General features: G+C 59.9%; 26 protein-coding genes. 11 read left to right on the plus strand and 15 right to left on the minus strand.

Annotated elements, in window-relative coordinates:
- Positions 1-11 precede the first annotated feature (11 nt).
- Genes CLU90_RS19720 through CLU90_RS19765 form a run of 10 tightly spaced genes read left to right on the plus strand, consistent with a single transcriptional unit; the run spans position 12 to position 9,918 of the window.
- Positions 12-1,442: a type II and III secretion system protein family protein gene (locus CLU90_RS19720; RefSeq protein ID WP_100428754.1), complete on the plus strand. Its 1,431-nt coding sequence runs from the start codon at positions 12-14 to the stop codon at positions 1,440-1,442.
- Positions 1,443-1,458: 16 nt separating this feature from the next.
- On the plus strand, positions 1,459-1,761 hold the full coding sequence (locus CLU90_RS19725; RefSeq protein ID WP_100428755.1) for a hypothetical protein: 303 nt from the start codon (positions 1,459-1,461) through the stop codon (positions 1,759-1,761).
- Positions 1,751-3,184 carry a pilus assembly protein TadG-related protein gene (locus CLU90_RS19730; RefSeq protein ID WP_100428756.1) on the plus strand — a complete coding sequence of 478 codons (1,434 nt, stop codon included), beginning with the start codon at positions 1,751-1,753 and terminating at the stop codon, positions 3,182-3,184. The genes CLU90_RS19725 and CLU90_RS19730 overlap by 11 nt, the downstream gene beginning before the upstream one ends.
- Entirely contained in the window at positions 3,181-3,663 is a 483-nt protein-coding gene (locus CLU90_RS19735; protein WP_092713453.1) for a TadE/TadG family type IV pilus assembly protein, read from the plus strand. Before CLU90_RS19730 ends, CLU90_RS19735 begins: the two co-directional genes overlap by 4 nt.
- Positions 3,653-4,258, plus strand: coding sequence for a TadE/TadG family type IV pilus assembly protein (locus CLU90_RS19740; protein ID WP_092713455.1), 606 nt, complete (start codon positions 3,653-3,655; stop codon positions 4,256-4,258). The genes CLU90_RS19735 and CLU90_RS19740 overlap by 11 nt, the downstream gene beginning before the upstream one ends.
- Positions 4,259-4,313: 55 nt before the next feature.
- Positions 4,314-5,483, plus strand: coding sequence for an AAA family ATPase (locus tag CLU90_RS19745; RefSeq protein ID WP_034752983.1), 1,170 nt, complete (start codon positions 4,314-4,316; stop codon positions 5,481-5,483).
- A 57-nt stretch (positions 5,484-5,540) separates the two neighbouring features.
- The gene (locus tag CLU90_RS19750) at positions 5,541-6,887 is read left to right on the plus strand and encodes a CpaF family protein (protein ID WP_092713653.1); all 1,347 of its coding nucleotides are present in this window, start codon (positions 5,541-5,543) and stop codon (positions 6,885-6,887) included.
- A 16-nt stretch (positions 6,888-6,903) separates the two neighbouring features.
- Complete coding sequence (locus tag CLU90_RS19755; protein ID WP_100428757.1) at positions 6,904-7,881, plus strand: type II secretion system F family protein; 978 nt, start codon at positions 6,904-6,906, stop codon at positions 7,879-7,881.
- A 13-nt stretch (positions 7,882-7,894) separates the two neighbouring features.
- On the plus strand, positions 7,895-8,833 hold the full coding sequence (locus tag CLU90_RS19760) for a type II secretion system F family protein (RefSeq protein ID WP_092713461.1): 939 nt from the start codon (positions 7,895-7,897) through the stop codon (positions 8,831-8,833).
- Between the two features lie 11 nt (positions 8,834-8,844).
- On the plus strand, positions 8,845-9,918 hold the full coding sequence (locus CLU90_RS19765; RefSeq protein WP_100428758.1) for a LytR C-terminal domain-containing protein: 1,074 nt from the start codon (positions 8,845-8,847) through the stop codon (positions 9,916-9,918).
- A gap of 67 nt (positions 9,919-9,985) precedes the next feature.
- On the opposite strand, the gene CLU90_RS19770 is transcribed toward CLU90_RS19765, so the two are convergent.
- From CLU90_RS19770 to CLU90_RS19780, 3 genes are all read right to left on the minus strand, one after another.
- Positions 9,986-10,978 (minus strand): EDSAP-1 family PEP-CTERM protein, encoded by a 993-nt coding sequence (locus CLU90_RS19770; protein WP_100428759.1) that lies wholly within the window; start codon positions 10,976-10,978, stop codon positions 9,986-9,988.
- Positions 10,979-11,201: 223 nt separating this feature from the next.
- Positions 11,202-12,200, minus strand: coding sequence for an SDR family oxidoreductase (locus CLU90_RS19775; protein WP_100428760.1), 999 nt, complete (start codon positions 12,198-12,200; stop codon positions 11,202-11,204).
- 35 nt (positions 12,201-12,235) lie between these two features.
- Positions 12,236-12,610 carry a hypothetical protein gene (locus CLU90_RS19780; protein ID WP_092713470.1) on the minus strand — a complete coding sequence of 125 codons (375 nt, stop codon included), beginning with the start codon at positions 12,608-12,610 and terminating at the stop codon, positions 12,236-12,238.
- Between the two features lie 160 nt (positions 12,611-12,770).
- Here CLU90_RS19780 and CLU90_RS19785 point away from each other — a divergent pair, with 160 nt between their 5' ends.
- A complete protein-coding gene (locus tag CLU90_RS19785; protein ID WP_100428761.1) occupies positions 12,771-13,082 on the plus strand; it encodes a hypothetical protein in 312 nt (103 codons plus the stop codon).
- A gap of 27 nt (positions 13,083-13,109) precedes the next feature.
- Here the strand turns inward: CLU90_RS19785 and CLU90_RS19790 are convergent, their stop codons facing one another.
- The 12 genes from CLU90_RS19790 to CLU90_RS29395 form a co-directional block, all read right to left on the minus strand.
- The gene (locus tag CLU90_RS19790) at positions 13,110-13,316 is read right to left on the minus strand and encodes a dodecin (protein WP_034753599.1); all 207 of its coding nucleotides are present in this window, start codon (positions 13,314-13,316) and stop codon (positions 13,110-13,112) included.
- 319 nt (positions 13,317-13,635) lie between these two features.
- Positions 13,636-14,703, minus strand: a complete 1,068-nt coding sequence (locus tag CLU90_RS19795; RefSeq protein WP_100428762.1) for a reverse transcriptase family protein — start codon at positions 14,701-14,703, stop codon at positions 13,636-13,638.
- Positions 14,663-14,986 carry a helix-turn-helix transcriptional regulator gene (locus CLU90_RS19800; protein WP_100428763.1) on the minus strand — a complete coding sequence of 108 codons (324 nt, stop codon included), beginning with the start codon at positions 14,984-14,986 and terminating at the stop codon, positions 14,663-14,665. Before CLU90_RS19800 ends, CLU90_RS19795 begins: the two co-directional genes overlap by 41 nt.
- Positions 14,987-15,767: 781 nt before the next feature.
- Positions 15,768-16,349 (minus strand): hypothetical protein, encoded by a 582-nt coding sequence (locus CLU90_RS19805; RefSeq protein WP_232731269.1) that lies wholly within the window; start codon positions 16,347-16,349, stop codon positions 15,768-15,770.
- 2 nt (positions 16,350-16,351) lie between these two features.
- Positions 16,352-17,326, minus strand: coding sequence for a DUF7946 domain-containing protein (locus CLU90_RS19810; RefSeq protein ID WP_157808865.1), 975 nt, complete (start codon positions 17,324-17,326; stop codon positions 16,352-16,354).
- Positions 17,327-17,918: 592 nt separating this feature from the next.
- Positions 17,919-18,119, minus strand: coding sequence for an antitoxin VbhA family protein (locus CLU90_RS30135; protein ID WP_100428765.1), 201 nt, complete (start codon positions 18,117-18,119; stop codon positions 17,919-17,921).
- A 192-nt stretch (positions 18,120-18,311) separates the two neighbouring features.
- The gene (locus CLU90_RS19820; RefSeq protein ID WP_157808866.1) at positions 18,312-19,601 is read right to left on the minus strand and encodes a type II secretion system protein GspD; all 1,290 of its coding nucleotides are present in this window, start codon (positions 19,599-19,601) and stop codon (positions 18,312-18,314) included.
- The gene (locus CLU90_RS19825) at positions 19,598-20,752 is read right to left on the minus strand and encodes a zonular occludens toxin domain-containing protein (protein WP_100428767.1); all 1,155 of its coding nucleotides are present in this window, start codon (positions 20,750-20,752) and stop codon (positions 19,598-19,600) included. Before CLU90_RS19825 ends, CLU90_RS19820 begins: the two co-directional genes overlap by 4 nt.
- 1 nt (position 20,753) lies before the next feature.
- Positions 20,754-21,056 (minus strand): hypothetical protein, encoded by a 303-nt coding sequence (locus tag CLU90_RS19830; RefSeq protein ID WP_100428768.1) that lies wholly within the window; start codon positions 21,054-21,056, stop codon positions 20,754-20,756.
- 10 nt (positions 21,057-21,066) lie between these two features.
- On the minus strand, positions 21,067-21,498 hold the full coding sequence (locus CLU90_RS19835) for a hypothetical protein (RefSeq protein ID WP_100428769.1): 432 nt from the start codon (positions 21,496-21,498) through the stop codon (positions 21,067-21,069).
- Between the two features lie 2 nt (positions 21,499-21,500).
- The gene (locus CLU90_RS19840) at positions 21,501-23,039 is read right to left on the minus strand and encodes a hypothetical protein (protein ID WP_100428770.1); all 1,539 of its coding nucleotides are present in this window, start codon (positions 23,037-23,039) and stop codon (positions 21,501-21,503) included.
- Between the two features lie 65 nt (positions 23,040-23,104).
- Entirely contained in the window at positions 23,105-23,320 is a 216-nt protein-coding gene (locus tag CLU90_RS29395; RefSeq protein ID WP_070346272.1) for a major coat protein, read from the minus strand.
- Between the last annotated feature and the right edge of the window lie 218 nt (positions 23,321-23,538).

Raw genomic sequence — 23,538 nt, forward strand, 5'->3', positions numbered from 1 at the left:
TGGACACGCTCATGAACCGCGCTCTGCTGACACTGTGCTGCCTGCTGTTGCCGCTTGCCGGCGCGGCAGCCGATCCTGGCCCCCGCTGCGGCGGCGAAGCGGCGACACCGGGCAACTTGCAGCTGCAAGTGGGTAAGTCGAGCATGCTGCGCCTGCCCGAGGCCGTGCTGGCCCGCAGCGTCGGCAATCCCGCCATGCTGCAAGCCATGCTGGTGGCGCCCGACACCTTATATGTGGTCGGCGTCGACGTGGGCAGCACGAACATGATCATCCAGGGACGCAGCGGCGTGTGCAGCGTGGTGAACGTCAGCGTCAGCATGGATCCGTCCGGCCTGCAAACGACCCTGGCGGCCCTGATGCCGGAAGAAAAAGCCATTCGCGTGACGGCCGTGGCCGATACCCTGGTGCTGTCGGGCACGGTACAGGATGCGGGCGCCGTGCTGCGCGCCGCCGAACTGGCCCACGCCTATTTGCGCCGCGCAACTGTACCGCTGGCGCTGCCCAAGCCTGCCGATGGCGCCGCCATGCCGCTTGTTGCCACGGCGCCCGCTGGCGGCGCGAACAGCCGCATCATCAATATGCTCGACGTCAGCGCGCCGCAGCAGGTGATGCTGGCCGTGCAGATCGCCGAAGTATCGAAGTCGCTGCTGGAGCGGCTGGAAGTGGGCGCCACCCTGCGTTTTGCTTCCGGCAGCTGGGCCACCACCTTGCTGTCGAATTTCCTGAGCGGCACGGCCAATGGCTTGCTCGACGTGCGCAAGTCGAATGGCCAGCAGCTGACCATCGAGGCGCAGAAGCAGGATGGCCTGGTGCGCATCCTGGCCGAGCCGACGGTGATGGCGATCAGTGGGCAGGAGGGCAGTTTTCTGGCCGGCGGCAAGATTTTCATTCCCGTCGGCCAGGACAACAACAAGATCACCCTGGAAGAGCGCGAGTATGGCGTCGGCCTGCGTTTTACGCCCACCGTGCTGTCGGGCGGGCGCATCAATCTGAAGGTGGCGCCGGAAGTGTCGGAACTGTCGCGCGAAGGCGTCGGCATTTCCGCCGCCGGCGTCAGCGGACGCTCGATTTTGCCCGTAATTACCACGCGGCGCGCCTCGACCACGGTGCAGCTGTACGACGGCCAGAGCTATGCCATCGGCGGCTTGATCAAGAACAACCAGGTAAGCAACATCACGGGCGTGCCCTGGCTCAGCGAACTGCCGATTCTCGGCGCGCTGTTTCGCAGCACGGACTTCCAGCATGACCGCACGGAATTGTTGTTCGTCATTACTGCGCACCTCGTGAAACCCTTGCCGGCCGATGCCGCACTGCCGACGGCGCAACTGGCGCCGCCCTCGCGCACGGACTTGATGTTGCGCGGCAAGATGGAAGGCAGTTTGCCGCTGGCGCCGCCGTCCGTGCCGCCACCGCGCGCGGCCAACGGCTTCGAGTTGAAATGAGATGGGGAGATACGCCATGCCGAACTCGTTCCTGACATCGCTGCGGCGCCTGGCCGCCCTGGTCCTTGCCCTGCAAATGGCCGCCTGCGCGCACAGCAGCACGCCGCAGCTGGACCCGCGCTTCGGCGACGCCGTGCGCCTGGCCATGGCGCAGCAGGTCCGTTACCCGGCCAGCGCGGGCAATCGCCAGCTTGCCGACGGGCTGGACGGGCCCAGCGCGCACGCCGTCATGCAGCGCTACCGTGCCTCGTTCGTCGAACCGAACGGCCAGGCGCCGCAGCCGGTGCAATTCATGCTGGGAGGCGGCAATGGCAAATAGACGCCAGGGCCAGCGTCAGCGCGGGGCGATGCTGATCGCCTTTTCCATCCTGCTCATCCTGGTGCTGGGTTTTATCGGCCTGGCGCTCGACGTGGGCCAGGTCATCGGCCGCAAGACGGAATTGCAGAACCTGGCCGACAACGCGGCGCTGGCGGCGGCCGCGGAACTGGTGGGCACGCCCGAAGGGCTGGACAGCGCCGTGACGAAGGCCAAGAGCAGCGCGGCCGACAAGAGCGCGTGGCGCCGCCGCATGCAAGGCGCCATCCTGTCGGACGCCAGCATCCGTTTCGCCAGCGCGCCAGATGCGCCCGCCAGTGCCTGGCATGCGGCGGGCGCCGTGCCCGATCCCGCCACGGCCCTGTTCGTGCGCGTCGATACGCAGGCCAATACACCGTCGCTGGGGCGGGTGACGACGGCGTTCCTGGGCGCCTGGTCGCCGGCGCTGCGCACCCTGGACACGGGCGCGCGCGCCGTGGCGGGGCGTACCAGCCTGAACCTGACACCGCTGGCCATCTGCGCGCTGTCTGCCAGCGCGGCCAGCCCGCGCACGAATGCGGCGCTGCTGCCGGCCGTCGAGTTGCTGGAATATGGCTTTCGCCGTGGCGTGGCGTACAACTTGTTGAAGCTCAATCCGAACGGCCCGGCGGCCGAACATTTCGTGCTCAATCCACTGGGCCCGCCGGGCGTGGTGGGACCGTCGCAGCAGGTCGGCGAATCGAGCGTGCTGCCGTTTGTGTGCAGCGGCACGGTGCTGTATCCGCGCATCGGCAGCGCCCAGGTGCACGTGCACCGGCCCTTTCCCGCCACCTTGTGGCCGGCTTTCAACGCGCGCTTCAACCAGCATGCGGGCAGCGGCTGCCATACGATCACGGCGCCGCCCGACACGAATATCCGCGCCTATCCGAATACGGCCACGAACTGGTGGATGACGAACACGCCCGACGCGCCGAGCGCCCTGAGCACAGGCAATCCGCTGCTGTCCGTGGCCGATCCGGAAGCGAACGCGACGCCGCCCGCGGTTGGCGGTTATGGCCCGTTGTGGTCGTTTGCCAAGGCGGCCAAATACAGCAGCGTGAAGCCGGCCGGCGGCTATTTGCCGTTCGCCACCAGCGACTGGCCCAAGCTGTATCCGGCCAGCCCTGCCGCGCCGGCCGCCAAGTCCGGCTATCCGGCCACGCCGCCATACCAGACGCTGGCGTACCAGACGGCGCCGACCGGCAACACGGGCGTGGCGCAGCGGCGCCTGCTGCATATTCCCCTGCTGGCTTGTCCGCTGCCGGCCGGCAGCGACGTGCTGGCGCAGGTCCGCGGTATCGGCCGCTTCTTCATGACGGCGCCGGCCAGCAATGGCGTGCTGAGCGCCGAATTTGACGGCCTGGTGGCCGAGGGCGCGCTGGTGGGCCCCGCGGAGCTGCTGCAATGAGGCCGGCCTGCCGCGCGCCACGCCGCCAGGAGGGTGTCGCCGCCATCGAGCTGGCGCTCATCATGCTGTTTTTCATGGGCCTGTTGCCTTTCGTGCTGCTGTTCGGCCGCGCGCTGCTGGCGTACACGGCCCTGCAGAAAAGCGCGCACGATGCGGCGCGCTACCTGGCGACCATGCCGCTGCCGCAGATGGTCAATGCCGATGCGGCGGAGCAGGGCGCCGTGTTTGCCCGGCAGATGGTGCGCCAGGCGATGCTGGAATCCTGGCCAGGCATGAGCAGCAGCAAGGTCGTCGTGGAATGCGTGTATGCCGACGATGCCTATAACTGCGGCAATTCTGCGACGGCGCCGCTGCAGGTGCGCATCAAGTTGTCCGTGGAGATGCCTGTCGATATCTTGCCCGAGCTGACGCGCAAGTGGCTGCCGCAACTGGCGCCGATCTCGCTGCGTGCCAATGCGACATTGCGCTATGTTCATTAATCCGCACCCCCGGCGGCAGCGGCAGGACGGCGTATTCGCTGTCGAGTTCGCCATGCTGGCGCTGCTGTTCTTTCTGTTCCTGTTTGCCCTGCTGGAAGTGGCGCGCGCCGTGTATTTATGGAATATGGTGCATGAAATCACGCGGCGTGCCGCGCGCGGTGCGGCCGTTGCCGATTTCAGCAACGCAAGTGCGCTGCAGGACGTGCGCACGCACGCCGTGCTGCGGGCCGCGCCGGGCGTGCTGCCGCTCGGCGGCGGCATCAGCGACGCGTATGTGCGCATCGATTATCTGTCGCAGGCCGGCGGCGCCGCGCTGGCGGCCGTTCCGGTGACGGTGATGCCCGGTTGCCCGCAGCGTAACCGCATCAATTGTCTGGACGATCCGCACGGCGCCAGCTGCATCCGTTTCGTGCGCGCACGCCTGTGCGTGCCCGGCGATGGCGGGCGCTGCGAGAGCGTGCCGTACAGGCCCATCCTGCCGCTGCTGGGGATGATGTTCCCGTCCGGCGCAAGCGCCGTGCGCCTGCCCAGCGGCGCCACCATGGCGGTGGCCGAGTCGCTGGGGTATCCGGACAATCCCGGCTTTTGTCCTTGAGCGCCACTTGGCGGCGCAGCCGAATGTGTAGACCTGAAAGAAGCGAGGAAGTGCGATGAAAGCCTTGATGATTAGCCGTGACGCCAGCTTGCACGATGAAATTGCCGCACAGGGGGCGGCCCGCATGCCCGTGCTGCGCCTGCTGGAACGGCGCAGCGGCCTGCGCGACGCCGTCGAGCGCATGCTGCCCGAAGCGCCGGAACTGGTGATCGTCGACGCCAGCGGCATCGATGCCGATGAAGCCGACCTGCTGGAACGGCTGGCGCGCCAGTATCCGCTGGCGGTCCTGATGCTGCTCACGCGCGGCCAGCAGCAGGATGTCCTGATACGCGCCATGCGCGCCGGCATGCGCGAAGTGCTGCAGCTGCCGCTGGTGCACAAGGCCTTTCACGAGGCGATGGACAGGGTCGATATCCAGGCGGGCGTGACGCAGATGCGCGATGGCAAAGTGCTCGCCTTCATCTCGTGCAAGGGCGGCAGCGGCGCCACTTTTTTGTCGACGAATTTTTCCTACGCGCTGGCCAGCCTGGCCGGCTGCAAGGTGCTGCTGATCGACCTGCACGGCCAGTTCGGCGACGCCACCTTATATGTCTCGGACCAGAAGCCGGCCATGACCCTGTCCGACATCTGCGCCCAGATCGCGCGCATGGATGGCGCCTTCCTCGCTTCGTGCCTGGTGCACGTGACGCCGAACTTCGGCGTGCTGGCGGCGGCCGACGACCCGTCGCACAAGGTCGACATGCAGCCCGAGCACATGGACCGCATCCTGGCCGTGGCGCGCCAGCATTACGACTACATCGTGCTCGACGTGGGACGCCAGATCGATGCGCTGTCGCTGCGCGCGCTCGACAACGCCGACGCCATCTATCCGGTGCTGCAGCTGGCCTTGCCCGACATCCGCGACGGGCGCCGCCTGCTTGATATTTTCCGCTCGCTCGGCTATCCGGGCGAACGCCTGCGCCTGATCGTCAACCGCTATGAGAAGGGCGGGCGGTTGCGCCTGGCGGACCTGGAGCAGGCGCTGGGCGCGGAAGTGGTGCATACGGTGCCCAACGATTACATCGCCGCCACCGATTCCGTCAACCAGGGCATTCCGCTGCTGCAGCTGTCGCGCACCAGCGCCGTGGCGCGCAGCCTGGCCGAACTGGTGGAACTGGTGACGGCGCGCCGCGTGACGGAAAGCCGCGGCCTGTTCGACCGCTTGTTCAGCCGCAGCGAGGCTTGACGCGGTCGCCGATGAACGATGTCAAGGCTCCCGCCGGGAGCCATCATGGGAGCCGAGATGACTTTACGCGAACGCCTGGCGGCAAATGAAACGGCGCGTCCCGCCAGCAATGGACAAGGCGCGCTGGCGCTGCACGCCTACCAGGAACTGAAAAAGACCATGCACCAGACGATACTCGACCGTATCGACCTGGAACGCTTGAAACGCCTGACGGCCGAGCAGTTCAAGCACGAGCTGGCGCTGCTGGTGCAGCGCGTGATCGAGGAAGAACGCATCGTGCTGAACCAGCACGAGCGCCACAGCCTGGTGCTCGACATCCAGCACGAGATGCTGGGCTTTGGCCCGCTCGAACCCTTGCTGGCCGACGCCAGCGTGTCCGACATCCTCGTCAATACCTGCGACAAGGTGTACGTGGAGCGGGGCGGGCGGCTGCAGCTGACGGACGTGACCTTCCACGACAATGCGCACCTGATGAAGATCATCGAAAAGATCGTCTCGCGCGTGGGGCGGCGCGTCGATGAATCGAGCCCGATGGTCGACGCGCGCCTGCCCGATGGTTCGCGCGTGAACGCCATCATTCCGCCGCTGGCCGTCGATGGCCCCATTTTATCGATCCGGCGCTTCGCCGTGCAGCCTTTGACGATCGCCAATCTGCTCGACTACAAGAGCCTGACGCCGCCCATGGTGCAGGTGCTGCAGGCGCTGGGCCAGGCCAAGGTCAACATCCTGATCTCGGGCGGCACGGGCAGCGGCAAGACGACCCTGCTCAACGTGCTGTCCGGCTTCATTCCCGGCAGCGAGCGCATCGTCACCATCGAGGATGCGGCCGAACTGGCGCTGCGCCAGCCGCACGTGGTACGCCTGGAAACGCGCCCGCCCAACATCGAGGGCAAGGGCGAAGTGAGCCAGCGCGCGCTGGTGCGCAATGCGCTGCGCATGCGGCCCGACCGCATCATCCTGGGCGAGGTGCGCGGCGCCGAGGCGCTCGACATGCTGCAGGCGATGAACACGGGCCATGAAGGTTCGCTGGCGACCATTCACTCGAACACGGCGCGCGACGCGCTGGCGCGGCTGGAAAATATGGTCGGCATGGCCAACGTGAACCTGACGCCGCGCGCCACGCGCCAGCAGATCTGTTCGGCCGTGACGGTGGTGATGCAAGTGTCGCGCCTGACGGACGGCGCGCGCAAGCTGGTCAGCCTGCAGGAAGTGACGGGCATGGAAGGCGACATCATCGCCATGCATGAAATCTTCCGCTTCGAGCAGACGGGCGTCGATGCCGATGGCAAGGTGCAGGGCCACTTCTGCGCCACGGGCGTGCGGCCCCGTTTCACGGAGCGCTTGCGCATGTTCGGCGCGCCCGTGCCCGATACGGTCTTCGATCCCGACCGCATCTACGAGTAAAAACGAGGGAGGAATCATGGACCTGGTCTTCTATGGCTTTGCCGTGCTGCTGTTCGCCGCCTGCATCCTGATGGTGGAAGGCGTCTGGCTGTGGTGGTCGGGCACGCATGGCAGCGCGGCGCGGCGCATCAACCGGCGCCTGCGGCTGATGGCGGCGCGCGGCGAAGGGGGCGGCGAACGGGTCTCCATCCTCAAGCAGCGTCGCTATGCGCGTTCGCCCGGCCTGGAACGCTGGCTGCGGCGCTTGCCGCAGGCCGCAAAGCTCGACCAGCTGCTGCTGCAATCGGGCTTGTCCTGGTCGGTGGCGCAATTCCTGGGCGGCACGGGCGTCTTGCTGCTGGCGGCCTTGCTGCTGTTGGCGGCCTGGTCGATGCCCTTGCCCGGCGCCTTGCTGCTGCTGTCCTGCGCCGCGAGCGCGCCGTGTTTGTGCGTGCTGCGCGCGCGCGCGGCGCGGCTGAAAAAGATCGAGGCGCAACTGCCGGAAGCGGCCGATTTCCTGGCCCGCGCGCTGCGCGCCGGGCACTCGTTTTCGAACGTGCTGCAGATGGTGGGCGATGAACTCAATGAGCCGATCAGCGGCGAATTCAAGATGGCGCATGAAGAGATCAATTACGGCGTGCCGATGAACGAGGCGCTGCAAAACCTGGCCGCGCGCATACCGCTGACGGACTTGCGCTACCTCGTCATCGCCGTGCTGGTGCAGCGCGAATCGGGCGGCAACCTGGCCGAGGTGCTGGTCAGCATCGCGCGCATCATCCGCGCCCGGTTAAAACTGCTGGGGCAAGTGCGCGTGCTGTCGGCCGAGGGTCGCATGTCGGCCTGGGTGCTGGGGCTGATGCCTGTGGTGATGATCGGCGTCATGGCGCTGGTCAACCCGCAATACATCAGCCTGCTGTGGACCGATCCCAGCGGCATTAAACTGCTGTGGTACGCGGCCGGCATGGTGGCGCTGGGTGTAGTGTGGATGCGCAACGTCATCCGTATCCGGATATAAAACAGGAGGTGGCATGAGCGGCGCACAACTGCTGTTTCTGTTGATCGTCTTCGCCGTGGTGGTGGCGCTGGCCCTGCTGGCGTGGCTGATCTTCTTTCCCGGCGCCTTGCGCCAGCGCCTGTTCGGTTCCATGACGCCGGCCGCCAGCGATGTGGTGGTGGAAAACGGCTGGGTGGAGCGCGTGGCGCGCGTGGCGCAGCCGTTCAGCAAGCTGTCGCTGCCTGAAGAGGGCTGGGAACGCTCGCCGCTGCGCACGCGCTTCATGAACGCGGGCTGGCGCCAAGCCAGCGCACCGGCCCTGTACTTCGCGGCGAAAACCGTGCTGGCCCTGCTGTTTCCCACCGTCCTGGGCCTGTATGCGGCCAGCGCCATGGCGGCGCAGTTGCGCAGCGTGCTGCTGTTGCTGCTGTGCGTCAGCGCCACCGTCGGCTATTACCTGCCCAATCTGGTGCTGGCCAGCACGGCCAAGCGGCGCCAGCGCGACATCTTTGAAAACATCCCCGACGCGCTCGATTTGCTGACCGTGTGCGTGGAAGCGGGCCTGAGCCTGGAGCGCGCGCTGGTGAAGGTGTCGGGCGAAATCCATATCAAGAGCGTGGTGCTGGCGCAGGAATTGCAGCTGGTGCTGATGGAAATGCGCGCCGGCTTTTCCAAGGAAAAGGCGCTGCGCAACCTGGCCCTGCGCAGCGGCGTGGAAGACGTCGACACCTTGGTCGCCATGCTGATTCAATCGGAGCGCTTCGGTACCAGCATGGGCGATTCGCTGCGCGTGCATTCGGAAAACCTGCGCGGCAAGCGCAGCCTGCTTGCAGAAGAGGCAGCAGCGAAGATCGCCCTGAAACTGCTGTTCCCGCTGATCTTTTGCGTCTTTCCCACCCTGATGCTGGTGCTCATGGGGCCGGCCGTGATCGAAGTCTATCGCGTGCTCGTGCCGGCCATGGCCAGCCGCTGAAAGGAGCTACCATGCGCTTGATGATTTCCCGCCTGGCCGCCGCCTGCGCCTGCCTGGGCCTGGCCGCCTGTACCACGCAACTGGCCCACGCGCCGTTGCCAGCGTGGCCCGACGCCGATGCCGCCTATGCGGCGGGGCGCCAGCATTTCGAGCGGGGCGATTTGCCGGCGGCGCAAGCGGCCTATGAACAAGCCTTGCGCGCCGCACCGCGCCACGTGAACGCGCGCAACGGTCTGGCCGTGCTGCATGCGCAGCGGGGCGACCACGACGCGGCGATCGTCCATTGGCTGGCCTTGACGCAGGAGGCGGGCACGCCGCAGCCACGGCAGGCCTACCTGTTCAGCAATCTCGGTCATGCCTATTATTTAAGCGGGCGCGATGCGCAGGCGTTGACTGCGCTGGAACAGGCCTGTCTGCTCGACCCGCTCAATGCGCTGGCCTGGCGGCATCTGGCGCAGGTGCTGGAACGGCTGGGGCAGCACGCGCGCGCCGCCGTCATGCGGCGCCAGGCGAGCAGCTTGCAGGAACACGATGTGCGGCGCGACATGGCGTTATTGCACGGCGAGCAGTCGCCACAGCCCGTGCCGGCGGAGGCGCAGACACGGGATGTGCCCGCCATGGCGCGCGTGGAGATCACGCAGAGCGATGGCCTGGCCCGCCTGCGCCGCGTGCCGCCGGCCATCGTGCGCAGCGTGCCCGCTGCCGCGTCGCAATCTGTGGCGCTTGCACCGGCAGCCAGCGTGCCGCATCCGCGCCTGGAAATCGTGAATGGCAACGGCGTGCCCGGTCTGGCCGCCGCGCTGGCGCGCAGCCTGGCCGGTGCGCCCGTGCAGGTGGTGCGCCTGGCCAATGAAACCCGCTTCCAGGTGGCGCGCACGCGCGTCGAATACCGGCCCGCGCAAGAACAGGCGGCGCGCCAGCTGGCCCGCCAGCTGGGTGCTCAAGTACAGACCCAGGCCGCCGACTGCCCTGCCAGCGAACTGCGCCTGGTATTGGGGCGCGACCTCACCGATCCCGCCATGCTGCACCGCTATTATCTGCAGCAATTGCAGATGGCGCGCCGGGCGCTGGCACGGCTCGGTTAACACGTTTTGAGCGGCACAAAAAAAACGCGGCGCCTTGACGGGCGCCGCGTTTTTTTCAAGCTGCTGATTATGTCGGCTGCCGGCGGCGCGTAAAGGCCAGGGCCGCCAATCCCGTGCCCAGCAGGAACAGGGTGCCTGGCTCCGGTACCTGCAGGGGGTCGATGACGACGATATCGGTGCGCGTGGACTTCGAAAAGTTCATGGTGTAGCTGCCGGCGGGCAGGGCGAAATTCGACGTCAGCGAAAACATCGCAAAGCCATTCGTGAAGGTGCGCCCCGTGGCCGGGTCGTTGGTACCGGCCGTCATGTTCAGGCTGAAGGGATCGAGGCTGCCGACCGTATGGTTGCCGTTGATGTCGCTGCCATTGCTGGCGTCGCCATCGGGCGCGAACTGGAAGATCACGCCATCGGCGTTCGCGCGCGACAGGCAGCCCACGGGACTGGAAGTATTGCACGAGATATTGAAGATATCCATGATCGACACGTTCGACTTGTCGCCCATCGTCGTCACGCTGGTGCGCAGGTCGCGCCGCGCCATGAAGTTGAAGGTGATGAAGCCGGCGCTCGACAGGGTCAGGTTGACGGAGCCGGTGAGCGTGTCACCCGCCGTGGCCGTGGCGGCACCGACCGTGTCGCGCTGTGCTTCCGCAACGGCGCGCACGGTGGAGCCGGCGGCCGTGAGCATATTGCCGAAGGCATGCGCGTCGCCGCGGGCGAACTCCAGGGTGGAGCTGGGGCTGGGTGCGTAATTATTTTGCGGCAAGCCGCTGCAGCCGCCGCCCGAACATACTTGCAGCACGTCGGCGTTGGCGGCCGGGCCCGTATTGACGGCGCGCGGATTGACGGCCACGCCACCCTCGAAGAAGGCGCTGTCGCTGGCATTGCGGTTGGCGCCGGCCAGCGACAGCGCGCCGGCGCTGGTGGTGATGCGGAAAGTGTTCAACTCGTTGACGGCCAGGCCGTACGCGCCGGCCTGCGCCTGGCCGCTGGCAAGCAAGCTTGCCGCCGCCAGTGCGCCCAGCCAGCCCAAGGTCTTGCTTCGTGTGTGATCGATGTTCATCGCAGCCTCTTATCGTAGTCAGTCTCGGAAAATCCGGGGGATGAAAAATCCAGAATGACCTGCCTGGATTCATCTCGTAGACAGTGATAAGCAGCTTGCGTGCCACACAAAAAAATCACATGGAATCAAGTACTTGTGCAAAGCGGACTGAGCCGGTTGAAGCAAAGTGTAAGAAAGGCCGACGGCGCCTGGCGGGTGGTGCCGGCGCCGGCGTCACTGCGCGCTAGGGACCGCCGCGCCCGCCGACGGCGCCATACACCTGGCCAGTGGCGTAACTCGATTCCGGCGATGCCAGCAACACATACACGGCCGCCAGTTCCGCCGGCTGCCCCGGGCGTCCCATGGGCGTGTCCTGGCCGAACGCGGGAATCTTGTCCGGTGATTGCCCTCCCGTCACCTGCAATGCCGTCCAGAAGGGGCCGGGCGCGACGGCATTGACGCGGATGTTCTGCTTCGCCAACTGCTTGGCCAGCCCTTTGGTAAAGATCATGATCGCGCCCTTGGTGGCGGCGTAATCGATGATGTTCTCGCCGGGATCGTAGGCATTCACGGAGGCGGTATTGATGATGCTGGCGCCGGCTGGCAGCAGGGGCACGGCCGCTTTCGTGATCCAGAACATGGCGTAGACATTGGTCTTGAAGGTGTCGTCAAACTGCGCCGTGCTGATGTCGAGGATGGAGTCGCGCGAGAATTGCCGTCCCGCATTGTTGACCAGAATATCCAGGCCACCCAGCTGGCGGGCCGCTTCGCTGACCAGGCGCTGGCAAAACGCCTCGCTTTTGATGTCGCCAGGGATGGCCACGGCCTTGCGCCCCGCCGCGCGGATCAGCTGCAGCACTTCCTGCGCATCGGGCTCTTCGGCCGGCAGGTAGTTGATGGCCACGTCGGCGCCTTCGCGCGCAAAGGCGATGGCCGCCGCCCGCCCGATGCCGGAATCGCCGCCCGTGATCAAGGCCTTGCGCCCCAGCAGGCGCCCCGATCCCTTGTAACTGGTTTCGCCATGGTCGGGCCGGGGCTGCATGCGGCTGGCCAGGCCCGGCCACGGCTGCTGCTGGACGGGAAAAGGCGGGCGCGGATAGCCGGGTGCCAGCGGCCTGGGTCCGGCGGGCACCGGCGCCTCCGCCGGCTGTGCCGCCGTGGGCACGGCGAAGGCGGCCAGTGCGCCGCCGGCCATGCCTTCGACAAAGCTGCGGCGTGACTTGCTGAGTTTGGGATCATCCATGGCAGGACCTTTCAAGGGCGCGGCAATTGGCAGGTTCAGGTACCGCGGTGATAGCCGAGGTGGCCACCCGAATTGCGCGCGCAGCCGCAACCGATGCGCGCCACTTCCTCGTCTTCCGTCAATTTCCAGTTGGTAATCGTCGTGTGCTGCCAGTCGATGTCGCTTTTCTTGACAGGCTTTACCGTCAGGGTGCGTGCTTCCGCATCCGTGTACTCCATCAATTCCTCGTCGTCGGCGATGTCGAAATGGCGGTGGATCAGGGAAATGCCAAAGCGATCGAGCGCGCCATAACGTTGCAGCACGTCGCGCAGTTCGCGAAAGCAGGCGAGGTCGTCGGGCAGCAGCGGATTGACGGCGGAAATATCGGCGACGGGCTGCCATTGCATGGCTTGGATGTTCAGGCTGTGCATGATAGGCTCCTGTGCCCCATGATGACAGGTCCAGGCTGCCAGAGGGGCACTGGCAGCCTGTCGAAACGTCCATCGTGGCCGCAAAGCCGATGCGGCGTTTGCGCCAGATCAAAGGTGCGGCACATCGCCTCTCGCCGATAAGTGCCCGGTAAAATAGGCCATGGCAAACAAAACCCCCACCTTCCCCGGCGCGCGCACGGGCCGCGGCCAGGTCCTGGCCGTCCTGCTGTCGAACCGCGACCAGTCCGGCGCCGAACCGCTGCAGGGTCGCGTCTCGCTGGCCGCCATCGTCAAGGCGCTGAAACGCAAATACCACTGGCCGATCGAAACGCACAGCTTCCCCGCCAACACGCAGGACGGCCGCGCCAGCTGGGCGACCGTCTACAGCTTGCCGGAAAAGGTCATAGAGACCGCGCTGGACAACGGCGGCCGGGAGTGGCTGGAGAGCCGGGGAGTACCTGGGCGGCGGTGAACGCGCCGCCCGCCTTGCTCGGTCCCTTTATTCGAGCCGGAAGCCGACCTTGAGCGTGACCTGGAAATGCGCCACCTTGCCATCGACGATATGGCCGCGCGACTCCGTCACTTCATACCAGTCCATATGCTTGACCGTCAGCGCCGCCTTGGCAATGGCATCGCGTATCGCCTGATCGCTGCTCTCGGTCGAAGTTCCCACCAGTTCGATCAGCTTGTAAGTGTGTGCGGACATGATATTTCCCCAGGTAGGCAAGCCAGACATCGGGAGCCTGCTTTGCGCAAGCACGTGCTCATCTTGCGCCTAAACGTGCAGATAGTCATTGCGCGGTGCAGCAATGCGCTACGTCAGTGGTTTGCTTCGACGGCGATGGGTTGCAATGGTTGCGGTAGTGTCCCGCAGGCCGAGGAAAAGAAAAAAGGGCTACCAGCCGAAGCGGGTAACCCTTTGATTTTCCTGCTGAATTCTGGTGCCGACTGCCGGTTTCGAACTGGCCACCTGATGATTACAAATCACGCTCTGGACATCACTTAACCTGACTTTGTATTACAAATCAAGAACTTGCAGTGATTGACCTAACAGTATCGCCTTGTTGATCTAACAGTGTCGTTGACGGTTTGTTGACACTAGCTGTCTTGCGAGCGCGATGTTTTGCGCTTGCTATTCGAAGCGCCATGACACGGCCCCAATCGACAGCATATCGCTTCAAGACATCCTGGCGTGCAGTACGGTACTTCGCATCGATCTGTTCTGCTTCCGACAACCGGCCCACAAGGCTCGCTAACAACTTTTCTCGTATTTGGCCACCGACAGAACACTCTAGTGCCTCGGCGTATTGACGAATTTTCTGACACCTGGCATGCGGTAGGATAAGGCGCCCTTCCGTCACAATCAGCCCTGTGACCATTGCTGGTACGGCGTGATAAGTCTTGATTTTGTGATATCCGTAGCCGTTCTTATGAATTTCCATCGCAATTCTGGTTAGCAAGGCTCGTGTTGCGTTAGGACCAGAAATCGTAACATCATCGACATATAACGTGAATGTACAATCCGCCTCTATACAAAGTTTCTCAATACGGTCAAATAAATCGCGATTTGCTAAAAATGAAAGAATGGGGCTAATGCAACTTCCGGTAGGGAGATGTACGCCATGCTTTTTGGTTCGAACAGTACACAGCTTGGCAAGAATGGTCGCGAGGTCAGGCGAGCATTTCAACGTATTGGCAAAAAAATTGTGGACGTAACAAAATCGTACTGAGGGAAAAAACTTCTTAATATCGATCTTAAGAATATTCTGATTGCCAATGTGCTTCTCGGCATTAGTCTTATATGACCTTTTTTTTGTGGCCGAGTGAATATAATCCCTTGGCACAACTCGTGAAAAAAGGCTCAATAGCCGCTTGTGGACAGGAATTAGCGTACCTACAGGTTCCGTAATAAATCGCCCTGTCTCACAGTGAACAAAAATCCTATAATTGGATGTTAACTTTGCAAGTTCCGTAACTCCCAAAGTAACTAAGTCGACCTGTAATAGTTCCGCTAACTTGCGTTTGCTTGACAGTTTGTAAAGTGGAGATTGTTCAAGCTCGTATTGCTTTGGCTTCCTTGGACTTGGCTTCATCAGTATCTGCAATCCATTCAAGTACTTTTAACATTTTTTTCGAAATGAAAGCCCGTGCTTTGCTAGCGCTTTGAGTCCCGTCCAGAGTTTCCGAAAAAACAACAAGAGACGAAAGCGGAACACCAAATACTTGTGAGTACCTATGCAATATTTCTAAGCTTGGTTCTTTCTTTCCGGATTCTAGTTCTGACAAATAAGATGTAGAAATAGAGAGCTTTCCAGCAAGATTTGTTTGTGTGAGATTATGATACTGGCGTATGACCTTAAGCGCATTACTGATCATTATATGAACTCCTCAAAAATGGAAGGGTGCTCGGCTTAGAACAAATCAATGAAGAAAGAGAGTACATCCTTTCCCCACGACTCCACTTTTGCAAACACTTCAGGCACATGCACCTGAAGGAAGCGCCAAGTCGCAGGCCGTAAAAGAATAAATCGTAAGACTGCCTTAGCAATCTTGACGAGAACCCCTCTAGTTTTCGGCGCCGGAGCGGAATCAGAAGATTTGTGTTTACCTTGCGTTGGTCGTTTTGTAGTTCGTAATTGCATAAATTTTCCTTTGAAAAACACTGATCAGGAATTGATCAGTGCCGGGCCTAAGCCCGCCCTCGCTCTTTCAAAGGACAGAGAAAACGACCAAACTCCCCTTCACCCATTAGTGACTGGTTGCGCACCCTCGCGCAACCAGGTATGCACAGTCGTCGTCGAGCGTGACGCGTCCCGACGTGGAGACCGAAGCATGGTTTTGGCAAGCAAAAAGCAAGCCGCGAGCTAGCGCTCAACACTACTTTCGAGGATTCTCTGTTTTCCAAACTACGGATGAACTCTACCAAGAAACCTGAGAAGGTGCAAGAATTATTTCGCTGGTAGCGAATATTTTTCGCAAAATTTGATTGTTATTTTGATTACTTATTCTTGGATTTACCTGTGCTCGTCGAGCATCGTTGATGGCAGGGATGGCAGGCTATATCACCTTGAAGCGAAGTAGGGCCGTCATGGACAGCGAATTGTGACGAGCTTATGGCATCCAATACAAAGTCGACATGGAAGGAAGGCTGATATACCTAAAGGGTCAGTTTGGGTGGGCCGTCAGGATACTGTTGGGCAAACTTGTCAGCTTCATCGGTGAACCAATAGAATAAAGACCAATGCTCTCTAGCCGGATTGATGCCGTTAACAAAATTTTTGCCGTAACGGGCGCATCGTGCGTAGTAGCCAAACATGTTCATTGCCACATCTTTATTGATCTGTTCAGAGCATACCAGTAAGGCTATTTCCTCAATAAATGCCAAAAACTTACGTTTAGCGTCCCACATTTCTTCCTTGGCGAGTTCAGTCTTATCAGCATCTAGTAAACACAGCACAGAATACAGAATCTCGTCATCGAATAGGCGTCGATGTTGGTTTAGAAAGAACTCTGTCCGTTTTAGCTTTGCGCTAGTTTCTTTGTCATGCTGGTCTTTCGAACGTTGCTCGTTCAGACGCTTCAATTCATGATAAATCTTATAGAGACCAAACACGCCAAAGAGTACCGCCGCTACTACTCCAAGTGCTTGCCAATAGACTGCCCACTCGGCCATTGTCCGACAAGAGCCGCTGAATGGAACACAATAGAGTTGGGCTGCCACTGGGGTTAAGACTGGCATGGTTAAGTAGCTTTCAAAATGTCATGAACAATGTACCTCTTCACGACACCTTGCGCACTGACTACCTTCGAGACCTTAAAGTGTAATTTCCCTGCTTCGCCATCAACTTTTGAGCGCATTGAGTCAATTGCGAGACCTTTTAGTCGAGACTCTTCAGAGTCGGCGAACCTAAAAGAAATAATTCTATTATCGTTATCTGAGTACAATCGGCCAAGGTCGCTGATCACACTGTAGCGTGTTACGTTGCCGAGAATGTAGCCAGTTTCCACTTGCTCTTCGCGCGTCGTAACATAGTCCAAACTCGTTGCGTCAAGCTTAAGTACATCACCTACTCTAGGGCGGCTTAAGTACATCACCATGCTTCGATCACGAGCAATCGATTTATGAAGTCCCTGCATTGCGGTCTCTAGCGCATCACCCATTTCAAAAACAAAATCTTCGTCTTTTTGCTTGATTTTTTTAACAAACGATGTTGTTGGATCGTATTCTTGGCCTGCCGCAATCGCCCAACACCAAGTAAGGTAATCCCAAAAATTGTTAGCTATGACACTATGGCCGATTTTTACTACGGTCTTTGCATCGAAAACCACATCGATTCTTTCCTCAAAGCAGCCTTTTATTGAGGAGTGAAGAAATGAGTGCGACCCATGTGCAGCTTGTGCTTGCTTTCGAATATGCTCATCATTGGCAAAAGCATGAGTAACAATGTTGATGGACCTCGCCAAACCGTTGATGAACCCAGCAGCATCATAGATGTCAATTTTCCCTTCATCAGCGATTCCACCTTCGATGCGAATCAACGCACTGATATCTTTTTCTGCCACATTTTCCTCACAGATAGCCATGCTCATGGATAACCTATTGTTCGATGCAGAGTCGGAAGCAATAGGTTTAAATTTGATAATTTTTCTCCAGTGTAATGTGCATTGCATCACATTGTCTATTGATGGAGGAATTTTTGAGACTTGCACGCTCATGTGGCGCGTGTGTGAAAACACGAACCTTTATGACATCCGAGCCAAAAAATAGCATCGACAATAGAAAATTCTTGGAAAATTGCGTTTTTAACAGGGTTTCTATCGTTAATGAACGAAAAAATTGGTGGTTCAAGGGAATCTGGTGACACTCGTGTTTTCACACACGCGACGGTGGTTCGCTCAAATATATTGCAGCAGCTTGCCTCCCGTGAGCATTTGTTCGCACTCGTCTTCCGGCACGGGACGGCTGAAACAGTAGCCCTGTATTTTCAAAAATTATAGCGAAGCTGCAAATTTAGCAACGAGCAGCGAATGGCTGACAGTACGAACGGATGGTATCGTCGCTGGCCGGGACGGCCGGCCAAGACGCTCCTACATACTCCCGTGATGCAGAAGGGTTCCGCTTCGCTCCAGTCCTAGCGGGCCTCAAATCGCCCTTCTTCGGGAATACAACGACCAAAACGGCCGTCAGGTTCCGGTTCAACAAGGTGTGTGTGAAAACACGTGTAGCGACTAGTATCCTTGGCCCGAATACGCACCAGCTGATCGGCACTAGTAGGGAACATGTTGAGTTTCGTTGACGTGGTATCTATTATCGTTCTTGAACTGGCGTGCCGACGATTGAGGGTGATTGCTGCAAAAACTCAATTAAATCGATCTCTCCTCTAATGAAACGCTGTGCTTGTTCCATGCAAACTACACTAGGAGTCATTCCTTCTAGGCCCACGGAAGCACGTGCGAACGCCACTGCCCGTCTCCGACGCTCACGCTCTTCGTGTGAAATACTATTCATTTTAAGAAAACTCCTATTTCCCTGTTACCAGTATCAGTCGTAAGATCGATGTCAATATATTGTTCTTCCTGGCGTACTAAACGCCATTCTTGCAGACTTCGTGTTTTCACACACGCGATTGTAATTGGCTGCAACCCAACACAAAAATTCTTGGTAATACCAAGAAAATTCTCATGTAGATATGCATGCACGCTAGTTGTTGGTCCGGGCAGATAACACTAGGACGAGTTCTGTTTGAGTGCTGTTATTAGATGTGACCGCCCACGATGAAGGGAGGAATGGAAGCCCCGAGGAGGTGTCCGAAGACTGGCTGTCGTTCAGGCCACCGAGTAACAGCACCTCACCATCGGATACCGTAATCGTCGTTTTCACTTGGCGTTTAATCAGCGTAGGCGACCCGCTTACCCCGGTCGACGTTGCCTTGAAGCTGCTGATCTGGCCGTCAATGGCGATCTTGACCTTGCCACTGCCGAGCACCTTGGCTACGACATCTACTATCACGCCCGAAGGACGATAGACGACGTTTTGCACTGGGTTGCCAACATTGTCCTTGCCGGTGCTTGATACCGTCGGCGTCTCGTCACCGAAGGTGATATTCATTGGCTCATAGTCGTCCCCAGACACGCGGCTATTCGATACCTGTTTAAAGCGGCCGTCAGTCTTCAGAGCATCGATCACCAACTCGAAATTGGCGTTCTTGATACTGACGGCCGAGCCAGAATTCACACTACCGAGCGCAACCCCCAACTTGGCACCTAAGACGTTTGCGAGCAGAGAAATGCCACGGCCACTCGTATCGTTGCGTGACACCTCGATCCAGGACGCCGATACGGTTAATCCCTTGGGTGTAGTGTCGGCGGTATCGAGCAGGACGTGCAGTTTTTCGAGCGTCGCTTTCGAGCCAGTTAATACCAGATGTGGGCCAGCCCGGACAGCAGATCGAGGGCCAAACGCCGCGTTGGCGATAGCCACCATGAAATCTGCATCTCGGTTCTGCGGTGTGAAGACGACTGATTCGTCGTCGTCCTTGCGGCTGGCGGCGGCATGATCAACTGCTAGCGGATCGGAGGGATGGGTAGCAGAATTGCCCTCTGACGCACTGGGACGGTCCGTAGTCGATGTGAATGAACCGAGGCTATTCGGTGGCGGACCTTGTGGCTCGTTCACGGCTGCTTGACGGTTCAACGAAAGGTAGTAGATACCTCCTTTGAGCGTCGTGGCGATCCCTTCGCGCAGCAGCAAATCCTCAACGAAGCGGGGCAGCTCGGCGGCGTCGATGTTCTTTACTTTGATCGTAATTCGTTTGTCGATTCCGATAACGTCGGGGGATACCACGAAGTCCCGGTGCATGATCGCCTTAAACATAGCTTCGCCGAACGCCATCAGCGGCGTCGCATCGAAGCTCAATGAAACCGGAGCCGGGGCAGGTGCGGCAAACGCCAAGACAGGGGCGAGGATCAGGGCCGACAGAAAGCGTCTCATTGTGCGCCTCCTCTGACCCATAGGCCTGTTTCGATTTCGGCCTCCCAGCCACTGGCGCCCGACTTGAAGCGCAGCGGCGAGACAACACGGCCGTCGGATAGAACCACGCTCACCGAACCAGAGTTAGTGAGGAAGCCCTTGCCGGTAACAGTCTCAGAGAACTTGATCGGCTTGGCAGCATTAGCTACAGCGGGAGGCGGAGTGAAAAACATCGGTCCGAGAACATGGGAGCCGACGCCTCCGAGTACGAGACCGAACATCAGAGCGATTGCGAGAAACTTAGTCATGTGCTTGTGTGGTGGTTTTGGAGGAATTGGACGAGCGGTGAGCAGCTCATAGTCCTGGGGAATTCGTACAGGGCCGACGAAGCCAGGACGTATGCCTGTGCGGGCCTGCAAGTGCCAACTAGGAAGCAAGCAGTGGATAGCGTGGGGGTAGCTGTCGGAGAATACCTGCGTCGTGTTGTACGCCCGGTTTAGGTCATCGCCCCTGAAGTGCCAGCGGTCGGCGACGACCCCTTCCGGGGAGCAGCCGAGGCGGACCACGCCGATGTGCATGCGGGGCAGTGAGCCATCGCTGAAGCCTGCGGTGACCAGCTTGAAAGCAGCTGAGACGAACGGTACTTTCATCCGGTCGAGACGGCTCATACGCACCACGTACTCGAACAGGCTGTCGCGCAATTGCTTGTCAATCTGGCTGATGTTCTGGCAGATGAAGTACACATCCCATCCGTATTTACGCGCATGAATCGCCCATTCCAGCAGTTCCTTGCGTCCGCCAGCTTGAAAGTCCCGTGTATTGAGCCAGGACGCGCATTCGTCGAGGAAAAGTGCTCCGTTATACGATTCATCGAAACCAGGAAGCAGCCGCGGAGCAGGCGGCGTGTACTCAAACCCTTTAGCTGTGTGCTTTACGAGTGGCTCGAAGTCGATAAAGCGGTTGCCTGAACCGATGGCATATAGGTCCGCCGATGTGGGCTTGTCCGGCACCCGAATGACGGTCTGCCTCGACTGCCCCGGCATCATGTGCTCCATGAAAATGTCGCAGTTGGTGGCCACCCGCTTACCAGTGCGGAGGTAGTCGCGCAACAGCTTCATTGCACCTTTGCCTTTGCCCGATCCGAGCTTACCGGTGATTGCATAGACCGCCATATCACACCAGTTTGTCGAGGATGGTCTTCTTGTACGTGTAGAGCGCGCAGGCGGCCCACACGCTGCAATACACGCTGGCGAGCGTATACGTGACCGGATTGAAGCCCAGCGACAGGCCGACGGCAAACATCGGATGCGACTGGCTGATCGACTGGATCACCGGGCCGCAGACAACGTTTGCACATACCTGACCCGCAGCCCACAGTGCAGCGACCATCGCGGTCAGGGTGGTGACGGCCCAAACGCGCATGCCGATTTTCGAGGTGTTCTCGAAGCCGAAATATCCAATGAGAGTTGCCCACATGATGAAGCTCCTAGTTGACGGCCAGTGCGGCCCGGATTTGCTGGACGCAGCCCAGCAGACAGAAGAAAGCCAGTACGCCGTTGATGAACGTCTGGAAGGTGTTGAACGATGAGCAGACATCCATCATCACAGCCCCGTTGCCGTTGGGGCTGTCAATCATGGGATTGACGCACGCGGTGGTCGGTATCTTCGGTATGAACGACCAGTAAAAGCGATTCGATGCGATGCTTGCCTGCGACTGCGAATAGGTGTTCCATGCGGCGATGTTGTCCGTCCACGACTTGGTCTGATCGGTGGTGACTTGATCTGCAGGGGTAGTGATCTGGCAGCGTGGTTGCGATGTGCCACCGCATGCTGTGCTGGCAGTCTGAGCATTGGCCGGTGCTGTCAGTGCAGCGCACGCGGCTGCCAAGGTCAACAGGCGGTCGATAAGCCGTTTCATAATCAGTCCCGGATGGCAGATTGAATTTGGTGAACGCAGCCGTAGACACACATCACGGCTAACACGGCGTTGATAAAGAAGGACAGTCGGTCGAACCAGACGCAGATATCCATATCCACTGTTACATGGCCTATAGGGCTTTTCAACGAAGGATTTTTGCAAGATGCAGTGGGAATTGACGGGATAAACGACCAGTCGAACATGCTCGAATTGATGCCATCCATCTTGCCCTTCATGTCCGTGTCAGCGGCACGGTTGGCCACCTGGGTCTCGTTTGACTTGATCGATGTAGCATTGTCACCTGGCTCGGTGACAGCGCACATTCCTTGGCCGGGACCGCCGCAGCCCAAGCCGTTGTCTGGCTTCGGTGGCGGTGTGATGTTCACGTGGACGATGACATAGCCCCCCGTACCGGGATCGTACACGCCTGTGTCCAGGCCAGTCTTGCTGCCATCCGATTTCGTAATGTTGATGTCGAAACCGTTACCGGCGTTGGCGCCGACCTCCACCGACTGCGAGCCGTCGGCCGCCGAGATTGCTAGCTTTGTGGTATCCGTCAGCCCGTCGCAGGCCGTATTCGCCTTGTCTATATTAAAGCCCTTGGTGGCCGGGTCGAACAGGATTTCGCAGGTGGTGTCCGCCGGTTTCTTGACCTTGGTGGCATCGGTCAGGCTGCACTGATAGTTACCCCCAGCGTCCTTGCCGCTACCCTCGTACCCCGCGTCGCAGGTGAGCGTCACGTTGGAGGCTTGGTCGTATAGATAAGCGACACTGACATACTTGAAATACTCCCCCATGCAGCATTCAATAACCGCTGTATTGATGAATTTTCCACCGTTGTACTTCATGAGGGCTTGCTCCGAGGCGCGAACCTGCATGGTGCAATCAGGACCGGGACCGGGGGTTGAGGGGCAGACCGTGGCAAGTGCAATAAAGGGAATGGCTTTGGGCTGGGCCGGTGCCTTCTGAGGAATCACCTCAATGCCGGTTATAACGCCACCGTGCGACACAGAGCCGTTGTACTGCGCGATCTGAACGGCTGGATCAACGCCGGCAGCACCGATGTTCGTCTCTCTCGGTGCCTGCGTAAGAACTCCGATGTCGCCGGGACCAACCGGCACGCCGGGTATTCCTTGCGCAGCCGGTGGCGGACCTTTACCAGAGGCCGCTATGGTCTGTTTTGGCGTCACGTCGCGCTTACCGGCAGCGGGGTCGTTAAACTTCTTGGGATCGGGATTTTCGCGCTTACTATCCGGCTTAAGGCTTACCGTGATGGCAGGCTTAGGCTGAGCTGTGGACGGGATGGGGGTCTTTGAAGTGCAGGGGGCGTTGAGGGCGAACTTGTTGCAATCCCACCAGAGGATCGCGCTAATAATGCCAGCCTGACCGGCGACCAGGTCGCCAATGAGGATGGAGCCACCCGTCAGTTCGAGCAGCCAAGCCGCGATAATGGGGACAATCGCCTTCGAGTCGCGCACGGGAGCGAAAACGAGCGCGAGAGCCACAATCGAGACCGCAAATTTTTTTTTGTACGAAGTCATAGGACCGCCATGAAAAACGGCCAGGGTATTAAAACGCTGGCCGAGAGTGGAACCGGGAAGGTGGATTAGCCGGCTTTGCTGAACGCTTTCTTCATCATCTTGATGCCCCAGAAGCCGCCAGCTACCAACACCGCGACGGCAAACGCAGCAGTGATGTAGGTTTGCGCTTGGGTGGACAGCGCGGTGATGGCATCAACGCCTGGGTCGCCAGCGGCGAAGGCTGCACCGGTAGCCGCCATTGCGGAAGTAGCGACCAGGGCTTTTTTGATAATTGCTTTCATATGTATCTTTCTGAAAAATGCCGTTGATAAAACCCCGGTTTGGCGATGCCGGGGAGTACTGCAAAATTTTTTCTCGACCGCTTACCTATTCCAAAGCCTCAATAGCCTGTCGGGCAATACGCCGAATCGCGCCGCCTGCATAGCCGAGTCCGAAAGCGCTGAGGCAGTAGCCAATTACCTGATAGATGCTCATTTGTGATCCACAATTCGATGGATGA

The sequence above is a fragment of the Janthinobacterium sp. 67 genome, from assembly GCF_002797895.1.
Lineage (GTDB): Bacteria > Pseudomonadota > Gammaproteobacteria > Burkholderiales > Burkholderiaceae_D > Janthinobacterium.

Excerpts from the sequence above, each read along its gene's own strand:
- CLU90_RS19720 (WP_100428754.1), top strand. The coding sequence starts at position 12 with ATGAACCGCGCTCTGCTGACACTGTGCTGCCTGCTGTTGCCGCTTGCC.
- CLU90_RS19725 (WP_100428755.1), top strand. The coding sequence starts at position 1,459 with ATGCCGAACTCGTTCCTGACATCGCTGCGGCGCCTGGCCGCCCTGGTC.
- CLU90_RS19730 (WP_100428756.1), top strand. The coding sequence starts at position 1,751 with ATGGCAAATAGACGCCAGGGCCAGCGTCAGCGCGGGGCGATGCTGATC.
- CLU90_RS19735 (WP_092713453.1), top strand. The coding sequence starts at position 3,181 with ATGAGGCCGGCCTGCCGCGCGCCACGCCGCCAGGAGGGTGTCGCCGCC.
- CLU90_RS19740 (WP_092713455.1), top strand. The coding sequence starts at position 3,653 with ATGTTCATTAATCCGCACCCCCGGCGGCAGCGGCAGGACGGCGTATTC.
- CLU90_RS19745 (WP_034752983.1), top strand. The coding sequence starts at position 4,314 with ATGAAAGCCTTGATGATTAGCCGTGACGCCAGCTTGCACGATGAAATT.
- CLU90_RS19750 (WP_092713653.1), top strand. The coding sequence starts at position 5,541 with ATGACTTTACGCGAACGCCTGGCGGCAAATGAAACGGCGCGTCCCGCC.
- CLU90_RS19755 (WP_100428757.1), top strand. The coding sequence starts at position 6,904 with ATGGACCTGGTCTTCTATGGCTTTGCCGTGCTGCTGTTCGCCGCCTGC.
- CLU90_RS19760 (WP_092713461.1), top strand. The coding sequence starts at position 7,895 with ATGAGCGGCGCACAACTGCTGTTTCTGTTGATCGTCTTCGCCGTGGTG.
- CLU90_RS19765 (WP_100428758.1), top strand. The coding sequence starts at position 8,845 with ATGCGCTTGATGATTTCCCGCCTGGCCGCCGCCTGCGCCTGCCTGGGC.
- CLU90_RS19770 (WP_100428759.1), bottom strand. The coding sequence starts at position 10,978 with ATGAACATCGATCACACACGAAGCAAGACCTTGGGCTGGCTGGGCGCA.
- CLU90_RS19775 (WP_100428760.1), bottom strand. The coding sequence starts at position 12,200 with ATGGATGATCCCAAACTCAGCAAGTCACGCCGCAGCTTTGTCGAAGGC.
- CLU90_RS19780 (WP_092713470.1), bottom strand. The coding sequence starts at position 12,610 with ATGCACAGCCTGAACATCCAAGCCATGCAATGGCAGCCCGTCGCCGAT.
- CLU90_RS19785 (WP_100428761.1), top strand. The coding sequence starts at position 12,771 with ATGGCAAACAAAACCCCCACCTTCCCCGGCGCGCGCACGGGCCGCGGC.
- CLU90_RS19790 (WP_034753599.1), bottom strand. The coding sequence starts at position 13,316 with ATGTCCGCACACACTTACAAGCTGATCGAACTGGTGGGAACTTCGACC.
- CLU90_RS19795 (WP_100428762.1), bottom strand. The coding sequence starts at position 14,703 with ATGAAGCCAAGTCCAAGGAAGCCAAAGCAATACGAGCTTGAACAATCT.
- CLU90_RS19800 (WP_100428763.1), bottom strand. The coding sequence starts at position 14,986 with ATGATCAGTAATGCGCTTAAGGTCATACGCCAGTATCATAATCTCACA.
- CLU90_RS19805 (WP_232731269.1), bottom strand. The coding sequence starts at position 16,349 with ATGCCAGTCTTAACCCCAGTGGCAGCCCAACTCTATTGTGTTCCATTC.
- CLU90_RS19810 (WP_157808865.1), bottom strand. The coding sequence starts at position 17,326 with ATGAGCGTGCAAGTCTCAAAAATTCCTCCATCAATAGACAATGTGATG.
- CLU90_RS30135 (WP_100428765.1), bottom strand. The coding sequence starts at position 18,119 with ATGAATAGTATTTCACACGAAGAGCGTGAGCGTCGGAGACGGGCAGTG.
- CLU90_RS19820 (WP_157808866.1), bottom strand. The coding sequence starts at position 19,601 with ATGAGACGCTTTCTGTCGGCCCTGATCCTCGCCCCTGTCTTGGCGTTT.
- CLU90_RS19825 (WP_100428767.1), bottom strand. The coding sequence starts at position 20,752 with ATGGCGGTCTATGCAATCACCGGTAAGCTCGGATCGGGCAAAGGCAAA.
- CLU90_RS19830 (WP_100428768.1), bottom strand. The coding sequence starts at position 21,056 with ATGTGGGCAACTCTCATTGGATATTTCGGCTTCGAGAACACCTCGAAA.
- CLU90_RS19835 (WP_100428769.1), bottom strand. The coding sequence starts at position 21,498 with ATGAAACGGCTTATCGACCGCCTGTTGACCTTGGCAGCCGCGTGCGCT.
- CLU90_RS19840 (WP_100428770.1), bottom strand. The coding sequence starts at position 23,039 with ATGACTTCGTACAAAAAAAAATTTGCGGTCTCGATTGTGGCTCTCGCG.
- CLU90_RS29395 (WP_070346272.1), bottom strand. The coding sequence starts at position 23,320 with ATGAAAGCAATTATCAAAAAAGCCCTGGTCGCTACTTCCGCAATGGCG.